Raw genomic sequence first — 23749 nt, 5'->3', positions numbered from 1 at the left:
GAATCAGCGCAGCTTGAGCGACAGGAGCGCCACGCCACCACAGAGGATGGAGACGATCCAGAAACGGACGATGATCTTCGGCTCGGCCAGGCCCTTGAGCTCGAAGTGGTGGTGCACCGGCGCCATCTTGAACACGCGCTTGCCGGTCATCTTGAAGGAGGCCACCTGAATCATCACGCTCAGCGCCTCCGCGAAGAAGATGCCGTGGATGATGGCGGAGACGACCTCGTTCTTGGACAGCACCGCCAGCCCGCCCAGGGCGCCACCCAGCGCCAGCGAGCCGATGTCCCCCATGAACACGGAGGCCGGATACGTGTTGAACCAGAGAAAGGAGATGCCCGCGCCGACGATGGCCGCGCAGAACACGGCCAGCTCCGCGCCACCCGGCACCTGGAGGATGCCCAGGTATTGCCACAGCGGCGTGGCCACCAGCTTCGTCGTGCCGCCCACCGTCACCGAGTCCGCGATGCTCAGCGTGGTGCCCGCGACGTAGCAGAGCACCGCGAAGGTAATCGCGGAGACGATGGTGGGGACAATCGCGAGCCCATCCAGGCCGTCGGTGAGGTTCACCGCGTTGGACGTGCCCACGATGACAATCCAGGCGAAGACGACGTAGAACCAGCCCAGGTCCAGGTTGAACCAGTGGGACGGGATGAACGGCAGCGTCAGCCGCGTGTTGATGAGCAGCGTGGGGCCGAACGAGCCATCCGGCTGCGTCCACGTCGTCAGCAGGCCGAAGACGGCGATGAGGAAGAAGACGGTCTGCAGCACCATCTTCTTGCGCCCCGCCAGGCCCTTGGAGTTGCGCTTGGACAGCTTGAGCCAGTCGTCCAGGAAGCCGATGAAGCCGTAGCCGAACGTCAGGAGCAGCACCACCCAGACGGCGCGGCTCTTCAGGTCCGCGAACAGCAGCGTGCCCGCGGCGATGCAGATGAGGATGAGCGCGCCACCCATGGTGGGCGTGCCCTTCTTCTTCTGATGCGAGTCCGGCGTGTCCTCGCGGACGTTGCTCTGTCCGTGCTGCTTCAGGCGCAGCCTCGCGATGAGGCGCGGCCCAATCAACATGCCCAGCACGAGCGCGAAGACCCCGGCGGCGATGATGCGGAAGGTGGGGTAGCGCAGGAAGTTGAGAACCCGCCCCGCTTCCGTGTTCTGGATGAGCTCGTAGAGCAGATACAGCACTAGTGGTTTCCTCCGGAGGATGCGGTCGTGCCCGTCAATGCGGCCACCACCCGCTCCAGCCGCATTCCGCGGCTCGCCTTCACCAGCACCACGTCGTGGGGGCGCAGCCTCGGCGTCAACCACGCCACCAGGGGCTCCACCTCCGTGAAATGCGCCGCGGACCCACCCAGCCCCGCGTGCTTGAACCCTTCCGCGGAGCGCGGGCCGAAGAAGGCCACCAGCGCCGCCTTGCTCGCGACCTGCCCGCCCAGCCGCGCGTGCTCTTCCAGCTCGCCCGGGCCCAATTCCAGCATGTCGCCCAGCACCGCCACCGCGCGGCCCCCGGGCGTCACCAGCGTGCCCAGCGTCTCCAGCGCCGCGTCCATGGAGGCGGGGTTCGCGTTGTAGCAGTCGTCAATCACCGTCACGCCCCCCAACCCGTCCACCACGTTGAGGCGCCGCGCGTACGGCTTCGCCGCCTCCAGCCCCTTCACGCACTCCTCCGCCGTGTAGCCCAGCGCCAGCGCCACCGCGAAGGCCGCCGTCGCGTTCTGCGCGTTGTGCGGACCGATGAAGCCCAACCGCACCGGCCACTCGCGGCCCAGGTGGCGCACCGTGGCCACCATGCCGTCGCGGCCCTTCGTCTCCACCGACACCAGCCGCACGTCCGCGTCTTCCGCGCGGCCGAAGGTCAGCCGGTTCGCTTCACTGCGCTCGGCTTGCGCGGGGATGAGCGGGTCATCGGCGTTGACGACAATCGTCGTCCCGTGCCCCATCTCCTGGAACATCTCCCCTTCCGCGTCCGCCACGCCCTGAAGGCTGCCCAGCCCCTCCAGGTGCTCGGGCTGGACGACGGTGATGACGCCCGCGTCCGGCCGCACCACGCGGGTGAGCCGCTGGATTTCGCCGGGCCGGTTCATCCCCACCTCGATGACCGCCGCCACGTGCTGGGGCTCCAGCCGGAACAGCGTCAGGGGGACGCCCACCTCGTTGTTGAAGTTGCCTTCCGTCTTCAGCGCCGGGCCCCGCGTGGCGAGGATGGCGCCCACCATCTCCTTGGTGGTCGTCTTCCCGTTGGAGCCGCCCACCGCGCAGATGGGAATGCGGAAGCGCTGACGGTGGTGGCGGCCCAGGGCACCCAACGCCATCAGCGTGTCGTCGACTTCGTAGAGCGTGAAACCGGCGGGCAGCGCGGGCAGGGCACGGCCCCGCCCCACCACCGCGCCGGCCGCCCCACCCCTGGCCGCGACGTCCACGAACGCGTGGGCGTCGAAGCGCTCACCCACCAGCGCCACGAAGAGGCACCCCGGGGTGAGTGCCCTCGTGTCGGTGCAGACGGCCTCGAAGGCGGCCGGCCCGGGACTTCCGAGCCGGGTCGCCCCCGTCGCCTGCACCACCTCTTCGTCGCTGAATCGAGCTGCCATAGGGGTGTGGGGCGTCCCGTCCGCGAGCCTTCTCAGCCGGCGGTGCGGCTCGCCAGTGCCTTGGCGGCGGCCTGGCGGTCATCGAAGCTGAGCTTCTCCTTGCCCACCTGCTGGTAGGTCTCGTGGCCCTTGCCAGCGATGAGGACGACGTCGTCCGCGCTCGCCAGTGCAATGGCCTGCTCGATGGCGGTGCGACGGTCCGCCTCGACGAGGTAGCCCTTCTCGCCCGACTTCGCCTTGTTCGCGGAGATGCGGCGCAGGCCGCCCTTCTCCACGCCCGACGTCACCTGGCTGATGATCTCCTCCGGGTCCTCCGTGCGCGGGTTGTCGCTGGTGATGACCGTCAGGTCCGCGGCCTCCGCGGCCACCGCGCCCATCAACGGACGCTTGCCCTTGTCCCGGTCTCCTCCGCAGCCGAAGACCGTGATGACGCGGCCCTTGGCCATCGCGCGCGCAGCCTCCAGCGCGCGCTTGAGCGCGTCGTCGGTGTGCGCGTAGTCCACGAACACGGCGGGCGCCCCGGCGGGGCCGTAGTTCTCCACGCGCTCCATACGGCCGGCCACGGGCGTCATCCGCTCGATGCCGACCTTCACGTCGCTGCGCGAGAAGCCCGCGCCGATGCCGATGCCCACCGCCAGGAGGATGTTCTCCAGGTTGTGGGGCCCCAAGAGCTTGCTCTTCAGCGCGATGTCGCCCGAGGGCGTCTTCAGCGTGCCGGTGATGCCGGCCAGCGTGAAGGTGACGTCCGAGGCCGAAATCTCACCATTGCCGGTGCGGCTGAACTTCCACGCCATGCGCTTCTGACCGCGCTGCTCGTTGTAGATGCGGCTGGCATACGTGTCGTCGCCATTCACGACGGCCACGCCCGTGGAGGACAGGTTCTCCGCGAAGAGCTTCCGCTTCGCCTGGAAGTAGTCCTCCATGTCCTTGTGGTAGTCGAGGTGGTCGCGGCTCAGGTTGCTGAAGCCCGCGGCCTTGAAGGTCAGCCCGTGCACGCGCTCCTGCGCGAGCGCGTGGCTGGACACCTCCATCACCACCGTCTCCACACCCGCGTCCACCATCTCCCGGAAGATGCGGTGCAGCTCCAGCGGATCCGGCGTCGTATTGGCCGTCTCGACCGTCTTGCCCCCGAACTTGTAGCCCAGCGTGCCGATGACACCCGTGGACACGTAGGCCGCCGCGCTCATCGCCTCCAACAGGAACGACGTCGTCGTCTTTCCGTTGGTGCCGGTGACCGCCAGCAACGTCAGCTTGTCGGCCGGCCGGCCATGGAAGTTCGCGGCGATGAGGGCCAGCGCCTTGCGCGCGCTGCCCACCTTGAAGAAGGGCACCTGCGAGGAAGGCACCGGCTTCTCGGAGACCACCGCCACGGCTCCGCGTGACACGGCCTCCCCGATGAACTGGGCACCATCCTCCTTGGTGCCGGGAATGGCGATGAACAAGTCGCCAGGCTTCACATGCCGCGAGTCCTGGGTCACACCGGTGACGTCGACCGCGGAACGACCACCCGAGGTCTGCTCGGCACCACACCCTGCGAGGACATCCGTCAGCTTCATCTCTTCCCCTTCACACGAATTGCAAGCGCGGGGCCTGGAACGAGCGCGGCCTCATTGCCGCGTCGCGAGCTCCAGCGTCACCCGGGCCCCCTTCTCCACCAGTGAGCCGGCGGCGGGGGTTTGAGACACCACACGTCCACTGCCCATCACCTGTGGCTCGAGTGCCGCGGCGAGCAGCTTCACCACGGCCTCGCGACCTCCGGCGCCCTGGACGTCCGGCACACGCACCGTGCCGGCCTCAGGGCTCTCCGAAACCGCCTCCTCCAACACCGGCCGAGCGGGCTCGGTGGCCTTCGCCACCGGCTTCGCCGCGACAGGCACGGGGGTTGCGGCGGCCATGGCCACCCCGGGTGCCACCGTCCGAGACGGGGGCACGGCCAGGTGGGCCATGGCAGCGGTCGCAATTTCCTTGAAAGCAGGGGCAGCCACGAGCCCCCCGTACACGTCTGTCTTGGGTTCGTCCACCACCACGAGGATGACAATGCGCGGATCCTCGGCCGGCACCATGCCGACAAAGGAGGCAATCCGCTTGTCCGAGTAGCCCCGGGCCACTGGATCCGCCTTCTGGGCGGTTCCCGTCTTGCCGGCGACCCGGTACTCCTCCATGGCGGCCTTGGGCGCGGTACCTCCCTTGACCACCACGCTTTCGAGCATGCCCACCACCTGCCGGGCCACCTTCGCGGAAACCGCCCGGCGGACCTCGGTGGGACGGTTTTCAAGCAGCACCACCCCGTCGGGGTCCACCACCTTCGACACGAGGTAGGGCCGCATCAGCACGCCATCGTTGGCCAGCGCACCATAGGCCGCCGCAATCTGCACGGCGGTGGCCGTCATGCCCTGCCCGAACGACTGGGTGGCCAGGGAGACCTCCGCCTTGGGGAACGGGATGACACCCCGGCCCTCGCCCGGCAGGGCCAGGCCCGTGCGCTCGGCGAAGCCGAAGGCATGGTAGCCGGCCACCATCTTCTCGCGGCCCAGCACCTGGGCCATCTTCGCCATGCAGATGTTGGAGGAGACCTGGAGGATGCCCCGGGGCGCCAGCCACCCGTAGGAGTGCGTGTCGTTGATGGTGTGGCGGCCCACGCGCCAGGCGCCGTTCTCGCAGAAGAAGACGCTCTCCTCGGTGATGGACTTCTCCTCCAGCGCCGTGGCCACCACGAAGGGCTTGGTGGTGGAACCGGGCTCGAAGGTGTCCAGCGCGCCTCGGTTGCGCACCGTTCCGCGAGCGATGCTCTCCGGAGTGTTCGGGTTGAAGCGGGGGTGGTTGGCCAGCGCCAGCAGCTCCCCCGTCTTCGGATCCAACGCCACCACCATGCCGGCGATGCCCTTGGCCTCTTCCACGGCCTTGGCCAACGACTTCTCGGCCACGTACTGCAGATGCCGGTCCAGGGTCAGCGTGACGGCGGCGCCCTGTCGCTCCAGCGGATCCAACGCGCCCTGCACCAGCAGCTTGCGGCCCTTGGCGTCGCGGAAGCCCGACATGCGGGAGTTCTGCCCGGACAGCTCGTCCTCGAAGGCCAGCTCCAGGCCCTCCAGGCCCTTGCCGTCCATGCCCACCATGCCCACCACGTGGGCGCCCAGCTCGCGCTGCGGATAGAAGCGCTTGGGCTCCTTGGTGAAGCCCATGCCGGGCAGGCCCAGCGCCTTCACCGCGGCGACTTCCTGGGGCTTGGCCTGACGCTTCACCCAGGCGAAGCGCTTGGAGCGCGCCAGCCTGGCGCCCAGCTCGTCCGCGTCCACCTTCAGCGCCTTGGCCAGCGAGCGCGAGGCCTGACGCACGTCGGGCAGCATCGATGGATCCACCCAGATGGAGTCCACCTCCACGCTCTGGGCCAGGGGCGTGCCGCGACGGTCGAAGATGTCGCCGCGACGGGCGGGGATTTCAATCTGGCGGACGTACTGGTCCTGCGCCATTCCGCGCAGCTTCTCCTGCTCGAAGACCTGCAGCTGCACGGCCCGACCGAAGGCGACACCCAGGAGCAACAGGAAGAGACTGAACAGGAGCTGCACACGCAGCTTCAGTCCCTTCGCGTTGGACTCCGGGGCCCGTGTCGCCTTGAAATCCCTCACCGGCCCGAACCTCCACGGCCCGCCACGCGTACGCCGGGCTTGTCTTGAGACGGGGACGGGGCGGACGCGGAAGCGCTGCCTCGAGCCGGCTTCTCCGAGGACAGCGACACCACCGCGCTGCCAGCGGGCATCGTCATGCCGAGCTGCTCGCGCGCCACGCGCTCCAGCCGGCCCGGCGCCTTGAGCGTGGCCAGCTCCAGCTTGAGTCGGTCATTGTCCCGCGTCAGCGAGCGGCTCTCCGCCTCCGCGCGGGACAGCCGGTAGCCCATGTCCACCACCATCACCCGGCTGGTGACATGGAGCATGCCCACCGCGGCGAAGAGGGAGAACAGGAGGACGGCGGGCAACAGGTGCAACAGCACCCCCGTCAACGACACGGAGCCACGCTGGGAGGACGACGCCTTGCTCATCGCACTTTCTCCACCACGCGCAGGTGCGCGCTTCGAGAGCGGGGGTTGGCCGAAATCTCTTCGTCCGAGGCGGCCACGGCCTTCTTCGTCACCACGCTGAAGTTGCCCACGCTGGAGCAGACGCAGATGGGAAGGCCCGGAGGACAGGTGCAGCGGCCCTCCAGCGTGCGGAAGCCCTCCTTCACCTTGCGGTCCTCCAGCGAGTGGAAGGAGATGACCGCGGCGCGGCCACCGACCTTGAGGAGCGACGGCAGCGCGGCCAGGAGCGAGTCCAGCGCCTCCAGCTCCTGGTTCACCGCCATGCGCAGCGCCTGGAAGGTCCGGGTGGCGACGTGGATCCGCGTGGGCCACGCCTTGCGGGGCACCGCGCGCTTCACCACCTCGGCGGCCTCCAGCGTGCGCGTGGGCAGCGCGCGCTTGAGCTCGCGCGCGATGGGCCGGGCAAAGGGCTCCTCGCCGTACTCCTTGAGGATGAGCGCCAGCTCCGACTCGTCCGTGGACGCGATGAGCTCCGCGGCGGTGGGGCCGTCCGGGCCCATGCGCATGTCCAGCGGGCCGTCCTTCATGAAGGAGAAGCCGCGCTCGGCCACATCCAGCTGCGGGGAGGAGACCCCCAGGTCCACCAACACGCCGTCCACCGGCAGCAGCTCCGCGGCCACGCGGGGCAGGTCCGCGAAGTTGCCGGCGCGGCCCTGGAAGCGGGGGTTGGGCCCCAGGCGGGCGGAGGCGGCGGCGAGCGCCACCGGGTCGCGGTCCACGCCCACCACGGACGCGCCCTGAGCAAGGAGCGCCTCCGTGTGGCCACCACCCCCGAGTGTGCCGTCGATGATCACCTTGCCCGCTCCGGCCCGCAGCAGCTCCACGGCTTCACGTAGAAGGACGGTCTGATGCTGGAAGTCCAAGTCCCCCACGCGGTCAGACGAAGGGAGCCCGCGCGAGTGAAAACGCGGCGCGGGCGTCGTTCATGTGCGGGTAGATTTCAAACGTGTCGTGCGCGCCGGCCGCGCGGAAGATGGCGGCCAGGTACGGCGACAGTCCAGACAGCTTCAGGTCTCCACCCGTGCGGCGGAACGCCTCCGCGCGGGCCATCAGCGGCTTGACGCCCCGGTAGTTGAGGTGCCCTACCTCGGACAGGTCCAGCACCACCTGACGCAGGCCCCGGTGCATGCGCTGGGTGAGCTCGTCGCACAGCTTCAGCAGGTCCTGCTCGCTCAGCTCGCCCTCCAGCATGAGCGTCTCCACGCGCTCGGCACCCGCCAGCGCGCTCGTCGCCCTCCGCCGGACCTCCAGAACCTGATTCATACGCGTGCCACCCTCTCGGGACTCCGACCTTTTGTCGACTTTCCGGCTATTGGTGCCGCAGCTCGGAAAGCACCTTCATCACGTCCGCGGAGGCCGCTTCCTGGCGGGCCTCTTCCTGGGCCTTCGCCCAACCCTCGCGGCTCCAAAGCTCGATCACCTTCACCATCCCCGCCCACACCACGTCCTTCTCCAGCCCCGCGTACGTCCGCAGCGACGGCGGAATCAGCAACCGCCCCAGCCGGTCCAACGGGCACTCCTGAGCGCTCGCCACGTACAGGCGCATCAGCGTCTTCACCCCGGGCTCCATCGGATTGCGCCGCGCGAGGGACGCCTCGAGCGCCTCCCACTCCCGCACCGGGTACGCGTGGAGGCACCGGTCCAGGGCCGTGGTGATGATGAGCCGCTCGTCATAGGCCCCCACCAAGGTCTCCCGGAGCTTCGCCGGGAGGCTGGTCCGCCCCTTCGCGTCGATCTGGTGCTCATAGACGCCTCGGAACACGGGGGACGATCCACCTTTTCAGCCCTTCAGGGGATGAAGCTCCACTCCTTCCCACTTCTTGCCACTACCGGGCGGCATTCATACGCGGCCCCCCAGGGGGGGTCAAGAAAGCGCAACAGGTTGGAACACGCCGCCAGTGGGTTCCCGACATCCAGACAACCCGTCACACCTGGAAGGTCAGGTGTTTGGCGCGCCGCGGCGCCCTACCCGTGGGGAGGGGGCAAACTTGAGCTCCCTCCGGGAAGAGCGCAGAGTGACGGCTCCGTGAACACGAACGTGCGACTGAAGGTGGCCTACAAGAGCCCGCAGTCCCTGGTGGGGGAGTACACGCGCAGCGTGGGTCAAGGTGGCGCCACGCTCCAGACGCGGCGCAGCCTCCCGCTGGGGACTCGCTTCACTTTCGAGCTGCATGCCGGAGGGGTACCCCGGCCCGTGGAGGTCTTGGGCGAAGTCGTGCAGGTGGAGCCCCGCGAGGAGCGCAACTACCTGGTCACCGTGCGTTATGGCGCCAGCGAGGACCGCACCGCGCTGGACGCCGTGCTCAAGCGGATCTTCGCCGCCCAGGAGCAGGAGGGGCTGCGGCGCTTTCCCCGGCTCCCGCTGCACCTGCGCGCGGTGGAGGCCACGCCCCTGTCGCCGACGTTCCTGGTCCGGGACATCTCCCGAGGCGGCGTGGGGCTGGAGGTCATGGCACCCACCCTGCCCCGCCACGTGCGCGTGGGCACGCCCTTCCTGCTGGAGATGGATTTGACGGGCGGCTCGCTGCTCCTGCACGGCGAGGTGGTGTGGACGTCGTCGGTGCCCCGGAAGAACGCCACCGAGGCGACGCCCGGCTTCGGCGCCACGTTCGGCCGGCTGCGGGCGCCCATGCAGCAGCGGCTGGACGCGCTGCTCGCGCTGGAGTCGCTGCCCCCCGCGCCCTGGAAGGCGCGGGTGAGCTTTGGCATGGACGCCGTGACGCGGATGCCGTGACGGCGCCTGGCTACTCCGTGAAGGGGTAGCCGCCGGCGGACTCGATGGCGGCCATCACCGTCTCGCGCAGCTCCGCGGGGTTGTAGGGCGTGAAGATGTCCTGCGTGGCCAGCCGCTTCAGCTCCTTGTCCAGCGCGTCACCCTGGAGCGTCGCGCACAGCGCGCGGCGCGTCCTGTCGTAGGCGCGGGGAATGCTGTCGAGCGCGAACAGGCGCACCAGCGCCAGCCGCACCGGATCCAACGTTCCGCCGGACGCCGCCTGTCGGGTGCGCGTCACCAGCGAGTCCAGGGCGAAGGCGTCCATCACCACGTCGGAGAGCGAGGCGAGCACCTCCTGGTGCTGCTCCAGTTCCGGACCGAACGTCTCCGCCGCCACGCGCAGGCCGTGGAGGGCCAGGCGCTTGGCGACCTCGGCGGCCACTTCCTGCGGGGCCAGCGCGTCGTCGGTCCGGGCCCGGGGCTTCTCACCTCGCGACAGCTCCTCCGCCACGTTGCCCGCCATGGCGAACAGCGGCAGGTCCCCCTTCACCGCGCGCTTGATGAGCATGCCGGTGATGAGCATGCGGTTGATTTCGTTGGTGCCCTCGAAGATGCGGTTGATGCGCGCGTCGCGGTAGGCGCGCTCGACGGGGTACTCCTCGATGTAGCCCGCGCCGCCGTGCAACTGCACCGCGTCGTCCACCACCTGCCCCAGGGCCTCCGAGCCATAGACCTTCATGATGGAGGACTCGATGGCGTACTCCTCCACGGCGGCCAGCAGATGCCCCTCGTACCCGGGGGCGGACTTGTCGCGAGCGGCGAGGCGCGCGTCGACGAGGCCCGTGGTGCGGTAGGTCATGCTCTCCAACGCGTAGATGAGCGCGGCCATGCGAGCCAGCTTCTCGCGCGACAGCGGGAAGCGGACGATGGGCGTGCCGAACTGCTTGCGCTCCTGCACGAAGCGCAGCGCGTTGCCGAGCTGGAGCTTCATGCCCCCGAGCACGCCCGCGCCCAGCTTCAACCGACCGTAGTTGAGGATGTTGAAGGCAATCTTGTGACCCTTGCCCACCTCGCCCAGCAGGTTCTCCGCCGGGACGCGCGCGTCCTCGAAGTAGAGCGGGCACGTGGACGAACCACGGATGCCCATCTTGTGCTCCTCGGGCCCCACCGTGAGGCCCGGGGTGTCCTTCTCCACGATGAAGCCGGTGAACTTGTCGCCATCCACCTTGGCGAAGACGATGAACACGTCCGCGAACGCCGCGTTGGTGATGTAGAGCTTGGAGCCGTTGAGAATCCAGTGCTTGCCGTCCGGCGAGCGCACCGCCTTCGTCTTCGCGCCCAGCGCGTCACTGCCGCTGCCCTGCTCCGTGAGGGCGTACGCCGCCACCCACTCGCCGGTGCCCAGCTTGGGCAGGTACTTCGCCTTCTGCGCGGCGTTGCCGAACCAGACGATGGGCAGCGAGCCGATGCCCGTGTGCGCGCCGAACGTCACGGACCAGGAGCCGTTGAGGCTCATCGCCTCCGCGAGCAGGAGCGACGTGGTCTTGTCCAGGCCCGTGCCGCCGTAGGCCTCCGGGATGTCCACGCTGAGCAGACCCAGCTCTCCCGCGTGGCGCAGCAGCTCGCGCAAGAGCACGTTGTCCTTGTGCTCGATTCGCACCGCCTGGGGCAGCACCTGCTCGCGGCTGAACTGGAGCGCCGTGCGGAAGAAGAGGCGTTGCTCCTCGGTGAAGGTCTCCGGCGTGACGAAGCGGGAGGTGCCGACCTCCTGGAAGAGGAAGGCCCCTCCGGTGGGAATTTCCTTCGACGCGGCGGGCTCGTTCACTGCGGCCATCGATGACCTCCCAGATGCGCGAAGGGCCTCACGTCCGTCGAGCGGAGAGTCGGCCCATCCTTGGCAAGCTATGAAGCGCCGCATCATAGGAGGAGTGGCGAGCAGGCCAGCCCTTTTCTCTCGGGTTCAGCCCGGCGGTTTCGCCAGGCAGTACCGAGGTGGCACACGACCGTTCCGCTGAGCGGAACGGTCACGCCGTCTCCATGAGTCACCAGGCCCCGGGAGATTGTGACGTGAGAAACAGTCACGTTCGGCGGGACGAGCCCCCGCCAATCACAGTGCCCACCCATGCGACCTCACTTCAATCAGGAGCCCTCTTCGGCTCCTGTGAATGGGGGATGTCATGAGGATGAGGACACAGGTGTTGTCGTGGCTGTGCGTCGTGGGTGTCATCGCGGGCAGCGCGAGGTCGACCGCCGCCGAGCCGCTCGCAGGGGGCCTCTCATGGGCCCATCAGCTCAGCGGTCCCGGGGACGAGAGCGGACGGATTGCCTCCGGCAAGGACGGGAGCTTCATCTCCTTCATCAACTTCACCGGCAGCATCGACATAGGGGCGGGCCCCATCCAGGCACCGGGTGGGCCGACGGACCGGGCCCTGGCGCTCGTTCGTCATGACGCCCAGGGCCAGCCGAGTGTCATCCGCGTCATCAGCGGGCTCTACGCGCTTCGTCACGCGGTGGACGGACAGGGCAACATCATCATCATCGTCGAGGCCATCGGCGTCAGCCCCGGCAGCAGCCTGTTCAGCGACGGCCTCCAACTGGTGAAGCTCAGTGCCACCGGTCGCCTGCTCTGGCTGCGGCCCATCCTCTCCACCGACATCTTCGTCCAGACGCTCGTGACCGACCGCGACGGCAACATCGGCATCGGTGGCTACAGCGTGACGTCACAAGGAAGCCCCAGGCTCACCTTCCTCAAGCACAACTCCGAGGGCACCCGGCTGTGGCGCTTCGTCGACACGGACACCACCCAGAGCCTGGGCCGTACCGCCACCGCCGACAGCGAGGGCAACTTCTTCGTGGGCGGCGATGCCCTCGGGGCCACGAGTTCCTCGGAGCCCTACCTCGTCATGCTCTCGCCGGAGGGACAGCCGCGCTGGCGTCGGCGATTGCTCGGCGCGCTGGGCTTCGCCTTTGGCCTGGCCACCCATGGCAACCGCGTGGTGATGGTCGGCACGTACGCGTTCACCTTCACCTTTGCCGGGCAGACCCACACCTCCACCGCCAACCTCGGCATCAACCAGGACGCGTTCGTCGTCGCCTGGACGCGCGATGGCGAGGAGCGCTGGGCGTACAACTTCGGCTTCGACATCGAGAGCGTCGCCATGGACGAGCGCGACGGCGTCACCGTCGTCGGGGGCTATCAGGCGGGCAGCTCGGACCTGGGCATCCTGGGCCCGCTGCCCGGCAACCCGTCGAGCGCCGCCAACGTCTACGTCGCGAAGTTCGACCGCATCCAGGGCCAGCGCCGCTGGGTACAAAGCTTCCCCAGCGACCTGGACCGCAGCTCTCCCGGTCTCGACGAGGGCACCGTCGCCGTCTCCAAGGACGGCCGCGCCGCGGTCCTCGGCCTCTTCCACGACACGCTCCAGGTGGGCTCGCAGACGTGGACGGCGAGCGGCGTGTCGGACCTCTTCCTGTTCGGCTTCGAGCCCTGAGCGTCAGCCCCCGTCCCTGACGCGAGGAGGCGTCGGGAAGACGAGGCACAGGGTGTCGAACAAGGGCTCGCCCGGGGCCGTGTATACGGCTCCGAGCGCACGCGCGGCCTGGGAGACCTCGGTGCCAAACGAGGGGACCAGGCAGATGTCCTCGGACTGCTTGAAGCGGCCCTTGAGCAACCCCAACCCGTGCCGCAACGTCGCCAGGTCCTGACGCCCCTCGCGCACCGGCACCGAGGGACCATTCGCATCGGGACCCGGGAGCTTGCCCACGCTGGTGCTCAACTCGAAGCCGTCCGCGCGCTGGATGATGCGCAGCTTTCCCGGCGCCACCTCCGCCAGCCACACACGAAAACCGTCCTCGTCACGCAGGACCAGCGGATACGCCACGGGTGCATCCGGATGCGCTAGCCACACCGTCTCGGCGGAGTCCCGCAGCATCGCGAGCAACTCGGAGACCTGCGCCAGGAACGTGTCCGCGTCGGGCACCAGCACCACTTCGTGCCCCTTCACTCGCTCCGCGAGACGCGCGATGGACGCCGAACGCGAGGGCTCGAACGTCTCGCCCCCGAGCCGCACCTGCTCACCCGCCAGCGACAGTCGCAACGCGTTGGACGGCAGCGCCTCGCCATACACGGGCGCGGACTCGGGCACGTCGCCTCGAGCGACAGGCCCTCCATCCTCGGACGCTCGACTCCCTCCCGTGGCGAGCGAAGGCAATGGCGCGGGCTTCAGCGACTGGAGCGGCTCGGCGGCCTTCTCCTCTCGACAGCCCACCACCGCGAGCAGCGGACACAGCAGCACCACGAGGCGTCGAGCACCGAGAGATACGATTCGCGTGCACGCATCGAGGCACCGCCGGGTCGCGAGGCGAAGCCAGTCGAGTCGCCGCCGCCCCTCGCTGCCTCGAACCTCCGCGACACGCGGCACGAACGTCATGGAGGCGTCGGGCCCGCGGTGGCCGGCAGCGACACGGAGGGCTTCGGCAGCACACTCGCCACACAGGCCGCGTCCGCCAGCCCCAGGCCGACGGCGTGCTCCGCCGCTTCACGCGCGTCCTTGAACAGCACCATGTCCTGGAAGCGCTTCACGTCCTTCGTGCGCCCCGCGTCGCGGATGTAGACGGCCTTCACCCGCCCCGGGAACTCCTCGCGAATCTGCGCGTAGACCTCCGGGTCCTTCTCCCCTGAGTCCCCCACCAGCACGACGGGCAGCGGGAACTGCGTGAGCAGGCGGCGGATGATGGGCTGCTTGTAGTTGGACAGCGACGACGGGCCCAGGTCCCGCAGGTACACGCCAAAGCCCGCCGGGAACTGGTGCCGCTCCAGGAACCCGCGCACGCGCGGCAGGTACTGGACGGGCGAGCCGCTCACCAGCGCGAACGCCGAGGACGTGGCGCTCCCCCGCAGGCATCCGTAGAGCGCCGCCATGCCCGGCACCACCTCCTGCGTGTCCGAGTCCTTCAGCAGCGCCGTCTGCACCAGCTTCGCCGGCTTCGTCACCTGCGTCACCGCCAGCGTGTCGTCGAAGTCGGAGACCACCAGCAGCGATGTCGTCGCCGGCAGCACCTCCACGCGCGCGCTGGTGATGGCGCCCTCCACCCACGCCTCCGCCTCGGAAGCGCCCTCCTTGAAGCGGCCTCCCTCGGGCGGCATCAAGGTGACCTCGAAGCCACCGTCGTGCCCGCTCGTCACGATGGCGGTGACGCCCTGGAAGCGCACCGACACCTTCGCGCCCTCCCAGTTGGGCGCCGCCAGTCGCCGCAGGTTCCGCGACAGCGCCGAGCTGCCGTCCGAGGGCGCCTCCTTCAGCACGCGCCCCTGAAGCATGACGCGCTCGGGCAACCCCAACACCGGCGCCAACAGCACCGCGGGCGCCGCCACCGCGTGGGAGCCCCCGAGTAAGACACCCAGGACAAAGAGACGAGTGAGCATGTTCAACGGAATTTTCCCGTGTTAACGTTCCTGGAGCCCTGATGATAGCTTCGCGCGGGCCTCAAGAGGCGTCGTGGAGTCGTGGAGGGGCAGCACAGCGGCCCGGTGCGCCCAGAGGAGCCGGAAGACACGTGGAGCACCCGTCCGAAGGGCTCGATTTCGGCAAGTACACGTTGCTCGAGCGCATCGCGACGGGCGGCATGGCGGAGATCTACCGCGCCCGGATGACGGCGGTGGCGGGGGTCACCAAGCCCGTCGTCATCAAGAAAATCCTGCCGGGCTACGCGGACAAGAGCGCCTTCGTCTCCATGTTCGTCAACGAGGCGCGCATCGCCGCGGGGCTGAGCCACGGCAACATCGCCCAGGTCTTCGACTTTGGCGAAGTGGGCGGCCAGTACTTCATCGCCATGGAGTGGGTGGACGGGCATCCGCTGTCACGCGTGCTGCGACGCGCCCGGGAGAAGGGGCTCCACACCCTACCCCAACCGCTGGCCCTGCTGGTGACGGTGGAGGTGCTCAAGGGGCTGGCCTACGCCCACACCCGGCTGGATGACCGGGGCCGTCCGCTGCACATCATCCACCGCGACGTCAGCCCGCAGAACGTGCTCCTGAGCTTCGAGGGCCAGGTGAAGCTGGTGGACTTCGGCATCGCCCGGGCCCGGCTCGCCAGCGATGGCGTCAGCGACGAGTCCGACGAGGCGGAGGCCAAGGGCAAGTACGCGTACTTCGCCCCGGAGCAGGCCCGGGGCCGGGAGCTGGACGCCCGCGCGGACATCTTCGCCGCGGGCACGCTGCTATACGAGACGCTGTGCGGGCGACTGCCCTTCGAGGGCTCCGTCCCGGACGTGATGCGCAAAATCGCCCTGGGCGACTTTCCGCGTCCGCGCGAACTGGCCCCGGACATCCCTCCAGCCCTGGAGCGCATCCTCCTCACCGCCCTCGCCGTGGAGCGCGAGCAGCGCTACCCCACCGCCGAGGCCTTCGCCGAGGCCCTCACCCGCTACCTGCACACCGCCACGCCCGACGTCTCCTCCAGCGCGCTGGCCCACTTCATGGGCTACCTGTTCGAGACGGAGCTGGTGGCGGATGGACGGCCCGTGCTGCTGCCGCGAGAGTTCCTCGCGCAGATGGCCCGCTGGGCAAAGGCCCCCTCCGAGCGACACACGGTCCACGAGCCGTCCCCGCTCGAACTCCCCCCGCCGCCCGAGTCCATCCCCCCGCCGCGTCCCCCGACGCCCGGCGAGGGCCGGCGCGAGCGCACCACCCAGCCCATCCCCGCGGTGCCCGGTCCCACCCCGGAGAGCGAGGCCCCCACCGAGCCGCCCCACCCCGCCCCTCCACCCCGTCCTGGCTTCCGGCTGCCCCGCGCCGTGGCACTGGGCGCGCCCGTGCTGGCCGCCGTGGGCGTGGCGCTCGTGGTGATGGCCATGGGGCGCAACGGCACCTTCTCCGTGGAGCTCAGCTCCTCGCCTCCCGGCGCCACCATTCGCGTGGATGGCAGGACGCTGGGCTCCGTCACCCCCGCCCTCCTCACGCACCTGCCCGCTGACGGCGAGCACCTGCTGGAGGTCCACATCCCCGGCATGGTGCCGTGGAGCCAGGTGGTGCGCGCCGAGCGGGGAAACACCCTCGCCGTCCACGCGCACCTCCGTCCACGACTGAACACTCCCGCCTCAGGCGCCGCCGCACTCGCCGCGGCCAGGGCCCCCCATGCCCCTCCGCTCCAGGACGCGGACTGGGCCCCCGGAGCCCTTCGTCTGTCCGCCGTGAGCCACGCCTTCCGCGTCCCGGTGACGTCCGCCGCGCGCGTGCCGTTGGACCCGGCCCGCACCTACCTGGTGCACACCGAAGGACGGATGTCCCTGGGTGGACCGATGGCCGTGGAGCACGCCGGCTACTTCCTGGAAGGCGACGGAGAGCTGTCCTCGCACGAGTCCTTCGGACTGCTCGGCCCCGAGGAGCAGCTCATCCGCCACGCCTCCGTCCTCTATGTCTTCGCGCTGGACGCACGTCGCGACGACAACCGTGGCGGGCTCCAGGTACGGGTGCGGGAATTGGGCGGCCCCACCCATCCGCCGTTCCGACTGGATGCGCGCCACCATGCCGTGAAGCTCTCGCGCGCGGACCGCTTCACCCTCCACGCGTTGGACCCGGGCACCACCTACGAGGTGGTGCTGCGCTACACGGCCGAGCCCGCCCGGACGCGGGGCTTGAGTGGCGGTCCGGTGGGACGGGTGCTCGGCCTGGTGGGCACGGACCAGGGCCCCGACGGCTCGCCCAGTGGCCTGGCGCTCCTGGAAGTGGGCCAGCCCTCGCGGCTCAGGGGAGCATCCTGGCTCCAGCTCGCCTTCCCGGACGACAACCTGGCCGACAACACCGGCACCCTCCTCCTGGAGGTCATCCCCACCGCTCCACTGGAGCGGCGAAACGAGCGCCCCACCCGCTAGCAGGTTGCTACAGCCGTGCAGCGGCCTGTCGCCGAAAAGTTGATCCTCCGGGCCCTCCCCCTACCCTGAGCGACAAGGAGGGCTCAACATGTTGAAACTGGTGGCAGTGGCCGTGGTCGGGGCGGTGGTGCTGGGGACGGTGGGGCTGTCCGGTCGCGTGGATGCGCGGCCAGGGAGCACGGAAGCGGAGCCGACGCAGGCGCAGGTGGAGGCGGCGCTGGACGCGCGGCAGAAGGAGCTTCTGGGCATCCTTTTGGAGGCACAGCGAACGGGCGAACGCACGGCGTCGGTTCACCGGTAATCTCGTGGCGTCGAGCGCGACTCGGTGTTAAGCCCGGGCCTCCTTTGACGTCCATCTGCCCGTGAGGGGGACATGCCTGAAGGGTCCGCGTCACTCAACCAGCTCGCGGTCGGCGACCGGGTCGTCTATCCGAATCAGGGTGTCTGCCGCGTCACCGCCATCGATACGAAGGTCGTGGCCGGTCAGAGCCTCGTCTTCGTCACGATGCGCCGCGAGGAAGACGGCGCCGTCGTCATGGTGCCCCAGGCCAAGATCGTCGCCATCGGCGTGCGCAAGGTCGCCAATGCCGAGGACGTGAAGAGCGTCTTCGCCTTCCTGCGCTCGGACGGTGACAAGGCCGACCTGGACTGGAAGCAGCGCGCTCGCACCAACCTGGACCGGATGACCCAGGGCGGCATCCTGGGACTGGCCGAGGTCGTCAAGGATCTCCAGATCCTCAGCGAGCTGCGGCCCCTGCCCACCAAGGAGCGCGAGCTGTACGACAACGCCCGGCACCTGCTGGTGTCGGAGGTCGCCGCCGCGCTCGGGACCGCCGAGGTCAACGCCGAGGACGCCATCGACATCGTCCTCTTCCCGCCCGGTCGCGAGCGCCCCAAGCGCACCGCCGCCGAGTTCGCGCGCGGAGAAGAAGACGACCTGGGTCTGGATGGCGACCTGCTGGGGCTCGACGGAGACCTGGACCTGCCCTCCGACGAGGAGCCGCAGGCCGAGGCCTCCGAGTCCGAGGAAGAGACCTCCTCCGAGGAAGAGGGCGAGGAGTCCGAGGAGAAGTCCTCCGACGAAGACGCGCCCAAGAAGCGCGGCCGTCCGCCCAAGGCCAAGCCCGCGGAAGCCGAGGGCGCCGAGCCCGCCGCCCCGAAGAAGCGCGGCCGTCCGCCGAAGCCGAAGCCGGAGGCTCCTCCGCCCGGCGCCGAAGCCCCCGCGCCCAAGAAGCGCGGCCGTCCGCCCAAGGCCAAGCCGCCCGAGGCGGAGGGCGCCGAACCCGCCGCTCCCAAGAAGCGTGGCCGTCCGCCCAAGGCGAAGCCCGCCGAGGGTGGCGAGGACTGACAGTCGACACCCGAGTCCCGGGGGCGGTGCTCATGGCCCCCTCCCGAGGGCCCTTTGCCCCGAGGTGACGCCCCGTGATTCGCGTCGTGACGCTGGACCCCTTCGACGACAAGCAGCTCGCCAAGCTCAACCGCACGCTCTACACGGCGTTCGGCGTGGGCAGCGAGCACTCCGGCACCGCGGAGATTCCTCCCGGGCTCGGCGAGCCGCTCGACGCCGAGAAGCTGCTGGACCAGGTGAAGGGCATTCGCGCCTACCAGGATGACAAGGTGCTGCTGCTCACCTCGCGCAAGCTGAAGGAGCGCGAGCTGCCCAGCGGCGTGGCGCCCACCCCGGGCTTCGCGCGCCAGGGCAAGGACCGCGCCGTCATCACCCTGCTGCCCCACAAGGATTTGGAGGTCGGCTTCAAGCCCGTGGCCCGCCACGCGCTCCACCAGCTCGGCCACCTCTGGGAGCTGCACCACTGCCTGGACCCGCGGTGCTCGATGTACCCGCCCTGGACGCCGTCGTTCTCCTCGGGCGAGCCCATCTTCTGCACCTTCTGCCGGGAAAAGAGCGAGCAGAAGATTCGCCTTGCGAAGTCCTAGCGTCACACGCGCGCTGCCCCTCGTGGAGCTGGGGGGCCTCTTGCTGGTCGCGCTCCTGAGTCTGCTCTTCCACCTGCGGCTGCCGGGCAAGCTCCCCTCCGAGGAGAGCTACCGCGCGGTGGCGGAGCGCCTGAAGACGGAGGCCCGGCCCGGTGACGCCGTCCTCCTCTTCCCCTGGTGGGCGGAGCGCGCCCGCCTCTTCCTGCCTCCGTCCCTGCCCGTCTACGGCTACCTGGGCTCGGACCGGGATGACCTCTCCGCGCATCCGCGCATCTGGGTGCTGGGCCAGCCGGAGCTGCCTCGCTCGGACGAAGCCGCCTTTCTCGCGGGCTTCCTCCCGGAGCGCCGCGCCGTGGGCACCGCCACCCGCGAGGGGCCGCTGTCGCTGACGCTCTACGAGAATGGCCGTCACCGGCCGCGCCGCTTCGATGCCGCGGACGCCGTCGCTCGCGCCCGGGTGTATCTGGAGTCCGACGACGGCTCGCGCGAGAAGTGTCCCTTCGATGGAACGGCGCACCGCTGCCCGGGCCCCGGCAACGTGTACGTCGCGCGGGAGTGGCACGAAATCCTCTACGAGCCGCGCCGCTGCCTGTGGATGCCCGCTCCGGGTGGAGCGAAGCGACTGGTGGCGGAGCTGGACGGCGTGCCCGGTGACGTGGGCCTGCGGCTGGAGGGCGGCATCATCTTCGAGTACGCCTTTCCCCGGGACGCGCGGCTGACCACGGCCATGCTGGGCGTGGACGACGCGGCCAGCGGCGCGCGTCTGTTGGAAGTGGCGATACCGCCGGGCCAGGAGGGCGTGAAGAAGTCGGAGGTCCACCTGCCCTCGGGCGAGGCGCGCACCGTGAAGGTCTGGGTCCGCTCGGAGAATCCGGACCGGCGGGCGGTGTGTCTGGACGTGCTGGCGGTGGAGCCGGCGGTGGGGGTGAAGGGATGATGGGCAGGCCCGCCACCCGGGATGAGAAGCGACTGGCGTGGGCGCTGTGGGCGCTGGCCTTCGTGGCGCTGTGGTGGACGGAGTCCGCGGTGGGCTTCACGCGCGACGAGAGCGTCTACTTCGCCGCGGCGGAGGGCTACGCGGGCTGGTTCCGGCAGCTCTTCCACTCACCGGCGAAGGCGCTGACGGACGCGGCCATCGTCCGCGCGTGGGACTACAACCACGAGCACCCCGCGCTGATGAAGACGCTGTTCGGACTGAGCCACCTGCTCTTCCACGACACGCTGGGGTGGATGCGCTCGGCCACCGCGTTCCGGCTGCCGGCCTTCGCCCTCGCGGCGCTGGTGCCCGCGCTGAGCTTCCTGTTCGGCAGCGCGCTGTATGGGCGCACGGCCGGGTTGTTCGCCGCGCTCGCCTTCATGCTGGTGCCGCGTCAGTACTTCAACGCGGAGCTGGCGTGCTTCGACCTGCCCGTCGCCGCGCTGTGGCTGCTCGTCGTGTATTGCTTCTGGCGGGCGTTGGAAGACACGCGCTGGGGAATCGCCTGCGGCGTGGCCTTCGGACTGGCGCTGGCCGCCAAGCACAACGCGCTGTTCCTGCCCTTCGTGCTGACGCCCTTCGCACTGTGGAGGGCGTGGACCGCGAGCGAGGGTGAGCCCCAGGCGCGCGGGTGGCTGCTTCGCTTCGTGGGCCTGTTCACCGCGGTGGCGGTGTTCTACGGGCTGCTCGTGCTGTCGCTGGGCGGCGGCGAGGGCTTCCAGAAGAAGTTCCTGCTGCTCAGTCCCCACACGCTGCTGTTCGTGGGCCTCGCGGCGGGCGGCGCGTGGACGCTCAAGGGCCTGGAGAAGGTCAGCGCGCCCGTGACGCGGGCGCTGGTGCCGGTGGCGGCGATGGCGGTGCTCGGCCCCATCATCTTCTACCTGCACTGGCCCTACCTCTGGCACCAGCCGGTGGACCGCACCGCGTGGTACCTGGCCTTCCACGCGAAGCACAACCACTACGCCTGGTTCTATCTGGGCACGCTGCTGCGCGAGCCGCCCTTCCCCCTGTCCTACGTGCTGGTGAAGACGGCGCTCACGGTGCCCACCAGCCTCATGGCGCCCATGGTGACGGGCTTCGTCGCGCTGGCGGCGCGGGTGGTGCTGGGGCAGTGGGAGCGGACGCGCGCCTGGGTGCGCCCCTTGACGATGGCCGAGGCGCTCGTCGGGGTGAACGCGGTGACGTCCATCCTCATCATCAGCCATCCCCAGGTGCCGCACTTCGGCGGGGTGAAGCACTGGTTCCCGTCCATGGTGTTCCTGGGACTGCTCTCAGGGCAGGCCGTGTCCCGGGGCTGCGAGGCACTGGTGGAGCGACTCCGGGGCCGCTGGCCCTCGCTGCCAGGTGCCTCCGTGGCGGTGGCCGTGTTCGCGCTGCTCTTGACGCCCGCGCTGGTGTACTCGGCGCGCGTGTTCCCCTACGGGACGGCGGCCTACTCGGAACTCGCGGGAGGCGCGCCGGGCGCGGCGACGCTGGGGATGCAGCGCCAGTTCTGGTCCAGCCATGTCACCGGCGTGCTGCCGTGGATCAACGAGCACGCGAAGCCGGGCGCGCGGCTGTTCCTGCATGAGGTGCACGGCGGCTCGTTCCGCGACTACCAGCGCAACGGCATGCTCCGGCCCGACTTGCGCGCGGTGGGCAGTCCCTTCGACGCGGACGTCGTCGCGTACCAGTACCACCAGGAGTTTCGCGAGTACGAGTTCCAGACGTGGCAGGCGTTCGGCACGCGCACGCCGGCGACGGGCCTGTACCTGGACGAGACACCCCAAGTGGTCGTCTACGTCCGGCCCGAGTCACGGTAGGGACAACGGGCCCCGTGCCGGAAGCACGGGACCCGCTCGGCGAGGAGCGCTTCGGGCAATACCGAAGCCCCTCCTGGAGGGTCAGCAACCGGTGCAGTCGGACGGGCAGTTCTGACCCTCAGAGCCCCGGCACAGATTGTCACCGCAGTACCCGGGGTAATTGCAGTCCTGGGGACACGTCCCGAGTTCCGACGCATAGCAGACGCCATTGCCACACCTGTCGATGAACGACTCGGACTCCCTCGGGTCGCTCTCCTCAGGGAGGAAGCAGCCACCCGTACAGTCCGACGGGCAGTTCTGTCCCTCAGGGCCCCGGCACAGATTGTCACCGCAGTACCCGGGGTAATTGCAGTCCTGCGGACACGTATCCAGTTCGGACGCATAGCAGACGCCATTGCCACACCTGTCGATGCCCGCCTCCTGCTGGCCCAGCCCATCCTCCGGAGGGCTCGTGTCCTCGAGACCACCACAGGCCGACAGCACCGCAAACGACAGCACCACCGCCAGGACGCCAGTTCTTCCGCGCATCACGCTCTCCTTGGGTGAGGGAGAGCCGAACATTAACCAGACAGCAGCACACCCCACAAAACATACACGCAAAAGACGATCACCACCACGCCACGAACGCAATCATTCCATCGCACTGCAATAGCAACCCGGAAACCCATTCATCCCAAAGGCACCCAGCGCCTCAACGCCACGCGCCATGGGCACGCCCAGACGACGCTCACCCGGGCTCGAGAGAATCCTCCCCACCCGCGGAGCGCGACAGGAGCCGGAGGAGGACTCGCAACACGTCATGCCGGTCCACGACGCACCACCCGTTGCGCGCCGCGAGTCCCGCCAACTCATCGGAAGGCTCGAAGGCCACCGGCAACCCGACCAACCCGAAGACCTCCCCGTCGGAAGGTGAGTTGCCCATGGCGAGCGACGCCGCCAGACAGACCTCATGAAGCGCCTCCAGCTCCCGGAGGATGCGCGGCTTTCCGCCCATCAGGCCGGGGCCCTGGAGCACGCGCCCGGTGTAGCGATTGTGCCGGATGCCCATCACCGCGCCCCGGAAGACATCGATGCCCAGGTCGTTGGCCACCAACTGGACGACCTCGATGGGACTGCCGGAGACGAGGGCCACCAGAAAGCCCTCCGCCTCGAGCATCCGCACGAGCGGGCGTACGAAGCCAAACATTCGCCCCTGGGCATGAGCCCAGACCTCCTCCGCCGCGCGCTCGACGCTGGAGACAGCCACCCCCGCCACGGCTCGCCCCAGCCCTTGGTAGACTTCAGCGACGGTGGTGTAGAAGTCCTGACACCCCGCACGGTGACGCGCCAGGGCCGACAGGAAGCCCTGCCCCATCTCAGCCTCGCAGGCACCTCGTGCCAGCAATTCCCTCACCAGCAACGCGCCGAGGGTGTCTGGCGTCAGCGTCCCATCCAGGTCGAGCACCGCGAGCCTTCTCATACCAAACCTTTCATGGCGGTCGAGCCTCCCAGCCGGAGGCCCGCGCACGCACCCAGATGTGACGGAGGTGGCCATGGATTTGGATGCCGACATGAAAGACAGCGTGTTGCGCAATGAACGAGGCGAGCAGACAGGAGCCGCACCCGCGTTGGCGAGTCATCACGCGGCCCATCCACCGCACCTGGCCTTCTCTGGCGACGTGTTCGATGGCGAAGGTCGCCTGGGGGCGCGTCTCCCCCTGGATAGACACCACCGTCCGCCGGGCGGGGCCACCGGGCGACCCTGGATGCGGTCGCATTGCCGACGCCCGGTCCCCCTGCCCACCTTCCGCG

General features: G+C 69.4%; 21 protein-coding genes. 8 read left to right on the top strand and 13 right to left on the bottom strand.

Features of this window, described 5'->3' with window-relative positions; translation table 11 throughout:
* Nucleotides 1–3: 3 nt before the first annotated feature.
* From mraY to mraZ, 8 genes are read right to left on the bottom strand one after another with little or no spacing between them, the layout of a single operon-like run.
* Nucleotides 4–1182: a phospho-N-acetylmuramoyl-pentapeptide-transferase gene (gene mraY, locus HUA75_RS03265; RefSeq protein WP_141648328.1), complete on the bottom strand. Its 1179-nt coding sequence runs from the start codon at nucleotides 1180–1182 to the stop codon at nucleotides 4–6.
* On the bottom strand, nucleotides 1182–2585 hold the full coding sequence (murF, locus tag HUA75_RS03260; protein WP_174453136.1) for a UDP-N-acetylmuramoyl-tripeptide--D-alanyl-D-alanine ligase: 1404 nt from the start codon (nucleotides 2583–2585) through the stop codon (nucleotides 1182–1184). Before murF ends, mraY begins: the two co-directional genes overlap by 1 nt.
* A 32-nt stretch (nucleotides 2586–2617) precedes the next feature.
* Complete coding sequence (locus HUA75_RS03255) at nucleotides 2618–4141, bottom strand: UDP-N-acetylmuramoyl-L-alanyl-D-glutamate--2,6-diaminopimelate ligase (RefSeq protein ID WP_141648200.1); 1524 nt, start codon at nucleotides 4139–4141, stop codon at nucleotides 2618–2620.
* 51 nt (nucleotides 4142–4192) lie between these two features.
* Nucleotides 4193–6211: a penicillin-binding protein gene (locus tag HUA75_RS03250; protein ID WP_141648201.1), complete on the bottom strand. Its 2019-nt coding sequence runs from the start codon at nucleotides 6209–6211 to the stop codon at nucleotides 4193–4195.
* On the bottom strand, nucleotides 6208–6621 hold the full coding sequence (locus HUA75_RS03245) for a cell division protein FtsL (protein ID WP_141648202.1): 414 nt from the start codon (nucleotides 6619–6621) through the stop codon (nucleotides 6208–6210). The genes HUA75_RS03250 and HUA75_RS03245 overlap by 4 nt, the downstream gene beginning before the upstream one ends.
* Nucleotides 6618–7532: a 16S rRNA (cytosine(1402)-N(4))-methyltransferase RsmH gene (gene rsmH / locus HUA75_RS03240; RefSeq protein ID WP_141648203.1), complete on the bottom strand. Its 915-nt coding sequence runs from the start codon at nucleotides 7530–7532 to the stop codon at nucleotides 6618–6620. Before rsmH ends, HUA75_RS03245 begins: the two co-directional genes overlap by 4 nt.
* A gap of 4 nt (nucleotides 7533–7536) precedes the next feature.
* Nucleotides 7537–7923 (bottom strand): STAS domain-containing protein, encoded by a 387-nt coding sequence (locus tag HUA75_RS03235; protein ID WP_141648204.1) that lies wholly within the window; start codon nucleotides 7921–7923, stop codon nucleotides 7537–7539.
* 46 nt (nucleotides 7924–7969) lie between these two features.
* A complete protein-coding gene (gene mraZ, locus HUA75_RS03230; RefSeq protein WP_141648205.1) occupies nucleotides 7970–8422 on the bottom strand; it encodes a division/cell wall cluster transcriptional repressor MraZ in 453 nt (150 codons plus the stop codon).
* A 264-nt stretch (nucleotides 8423–8686) separates the two neighbouring features.
* Between mraZ and HUA75_RS03225 the strand changes: the two genes are divergently transcribed.
* Nucleotides 8687–9394: a PilZ domain-containing protein gene (locus HUA75_RS03225; RefSeq protein ID WP_141648206.1), complete on the top strand. Its 708-nt coding sequence runs from the start codon at nucleotides 8687–8689 to the stop codon at nucleotides 9392–9394.
* Nucleotides 9395–9404: 10 nt separating this feature from the next.
* Here the strand turns inward: HUA75_RS03225 and HUA75_RS03220 are convergent, their stop codons facing one another.
* Nucleotides 9405–11207 carry an acyl-CoA dehydrogenase family protein gene (locus tag HUA75_RS03220; RefSeq protein WP_141648207.1) on the bottom strand — a complete coding sequence of 601 codons (1803 nt, stop codon included), beginning with the start codon at nucleotides 11205–11207 and terminating at the stop codon, nucleotides 9405–9407.
* Nucleotides 11208–11550: 343 nt separating this feature from the next.
* Here HUA75_RS03220 and HUA75_RS03215 point away from each other — a divergent pair, with 343 nt between their 5' ends.
* The gene (locus HUA75_RS03215) at nucleotides 11551–12864 is read left to right on the top strand and encodes a hypothetical protein (RefSeq protein ID WP_141648208.1); all 1314 of its coding nucleotides are present in this window, start codon (nucleotides 11551–11553) and stop codon (nucleotides 12862–12864) included.
* 3 nt (nucleotides 12865–12867) lie between these two features.
* Here the strand turns inward: HUA75_RS03215 and HUA75_RS03210 are convergent, their stop codons facing one another.
* Nucleotides 12868–13671, bottom strand: a complete 804-nt coding sequence (locus HUA75_RS03210; protein ID WP_371746044.1) for a hypothetical protein — start codon at nucleotides 13669–13671, stop codon at nucleotides 12868–12870.
* Nucleotides 13672–13799: 128 nt separating this feature from the next.
* Nucleotides 13800–14798, bottom strand: a complete 999-nt coding sequence (locus HUA75_RS03205) for an App1 family protein (RefSeq protein WP_174453133.1) — start codon at nucleotides 14796–14798, stop codon at nucleotides 13800–13802.
* Between the two features lie 131 nt (nucleotides 14799–14929).
* Here HUA75_RS03205 and HUA75_RS03200 point away from each other — a divergent pair, with 131 nt between their 5' ends.
* The 6 genes from HUA75_RS03200 to HUA75_RS03175 all read left to right on the top strand — a co-directional run bounded on the left by HUA75_RS03200 (nucleotide 14930) and on the right by HUA75_RS03175 (nucleotide 21958).
* Nucleotides 14930–17245, top strand: a complete 2316-nt coding sequence (locus HUA75_RS03200) for a serine/threonine-protein kinase (protein ID WP_174485499.1) — start codon at nucleotides 14930–14932, stop codon at nucleotides 17243–17245.
* An 88-nt stretch (nucleotides 17246–17333) separates the two neighbouring features.
* Entirely contained in the window at nucleotides 17334–17546 is a 213-nt protein-coding gene (locus HUA75_RS03195) for a hypothetical protein (protein ID WP_141645912.1), read from the top strand.
* Between the two features lie 72 nt (nucleotides 17547–17618).
* Entirely contained in the window at nucleotides 17619–18593 is a 975-nt protein-coding gene (locus HUA75_RS03190) for a CarD family transcriptional regulator (RefSeq protein WP_141645913.1), read from the top strand.
* 74 nt (nucleotides 18594–18667) lie between these two features.
* Entirely contained in the window at nucleotides 18668–19180 is a 513-nt protein-coding gene (locus HUA75_RS03185) for a hypothetical protein (RefSeq protein WP_141645914.1), read from the top strand.
* Complete coding sequence (locus HUA75_RS03180; protein WP_174485498.1) at nucleotides 19167–20117, top strand: hypothetical protein; 951 nt, start codon at nucleotides 19167–19169, stop codon at nucleotides 20115–20117. Before HUA75_RS03185 ends, HUA75_RS03180 begins: the two co-directional genes overlap by 14 nt.
* On the top strand, nucleotides 20114–21958 hold the full coding sequence (locus HUA75_RS03175; RefSeq protein WP_174485497.1) for a glycosyltransferase family 39 protein: 1845 nt from the start codon (nucleotides 20114–20116) through the stop codon (nucleotides 21956–21958). Before HUA75_RS03180 ends, HUA75_RS03175 begins: the two co-directional genes overlap by 4 nt.
* Nucleotides 21959–22039: 81 nt before the next feature.
* On the opposite strand, the gene HUA75_RS03170 is transcribed toward HUA75_RS03175, so the two are convergent.
* Entirely contained in the window at nucleotides 22040–22486 is a 447-nt protein-coding gene (locus HUA75_RS03170; RefSeq protein WP_174485496.1) for a hypothetical protein, read from the bottom strand.
* A 199-nt stretch (nucleotides 22487–22685) separates the two neighbouring features.
* Nucleotides 22686–23417: an HAD family phosphatase gene (locus tag HUA75_RS03165; protein WP_174467065.1), complete on the bottom strand. Its 732-nt coding sequence runs from the start codon at nucleotides 23415–23417 to the stop codon at nucleotides 22686–22688.
* Between the last annotated feature and the right edge of the window lie 332 nt (nucleotides 23418–23749).

Source organism: Myxococcus sp. CA040A, assembly GCF_013336725.1.
In the GTDB taxonomy this organism is placed as follows: Bacteria; Myxococcota; Myxococcia; order Myxococcales; family Myxococcaceae; genus Myxococcus; species Myxococcus llanfairpwllgwyngyllgogerychwyrndrobwllllantysiliogogogochensis.
Note: the sequence above shows the minus strand (reverse complement) of the source record. Positions and strands in the feature narration are given on the sequence as shown.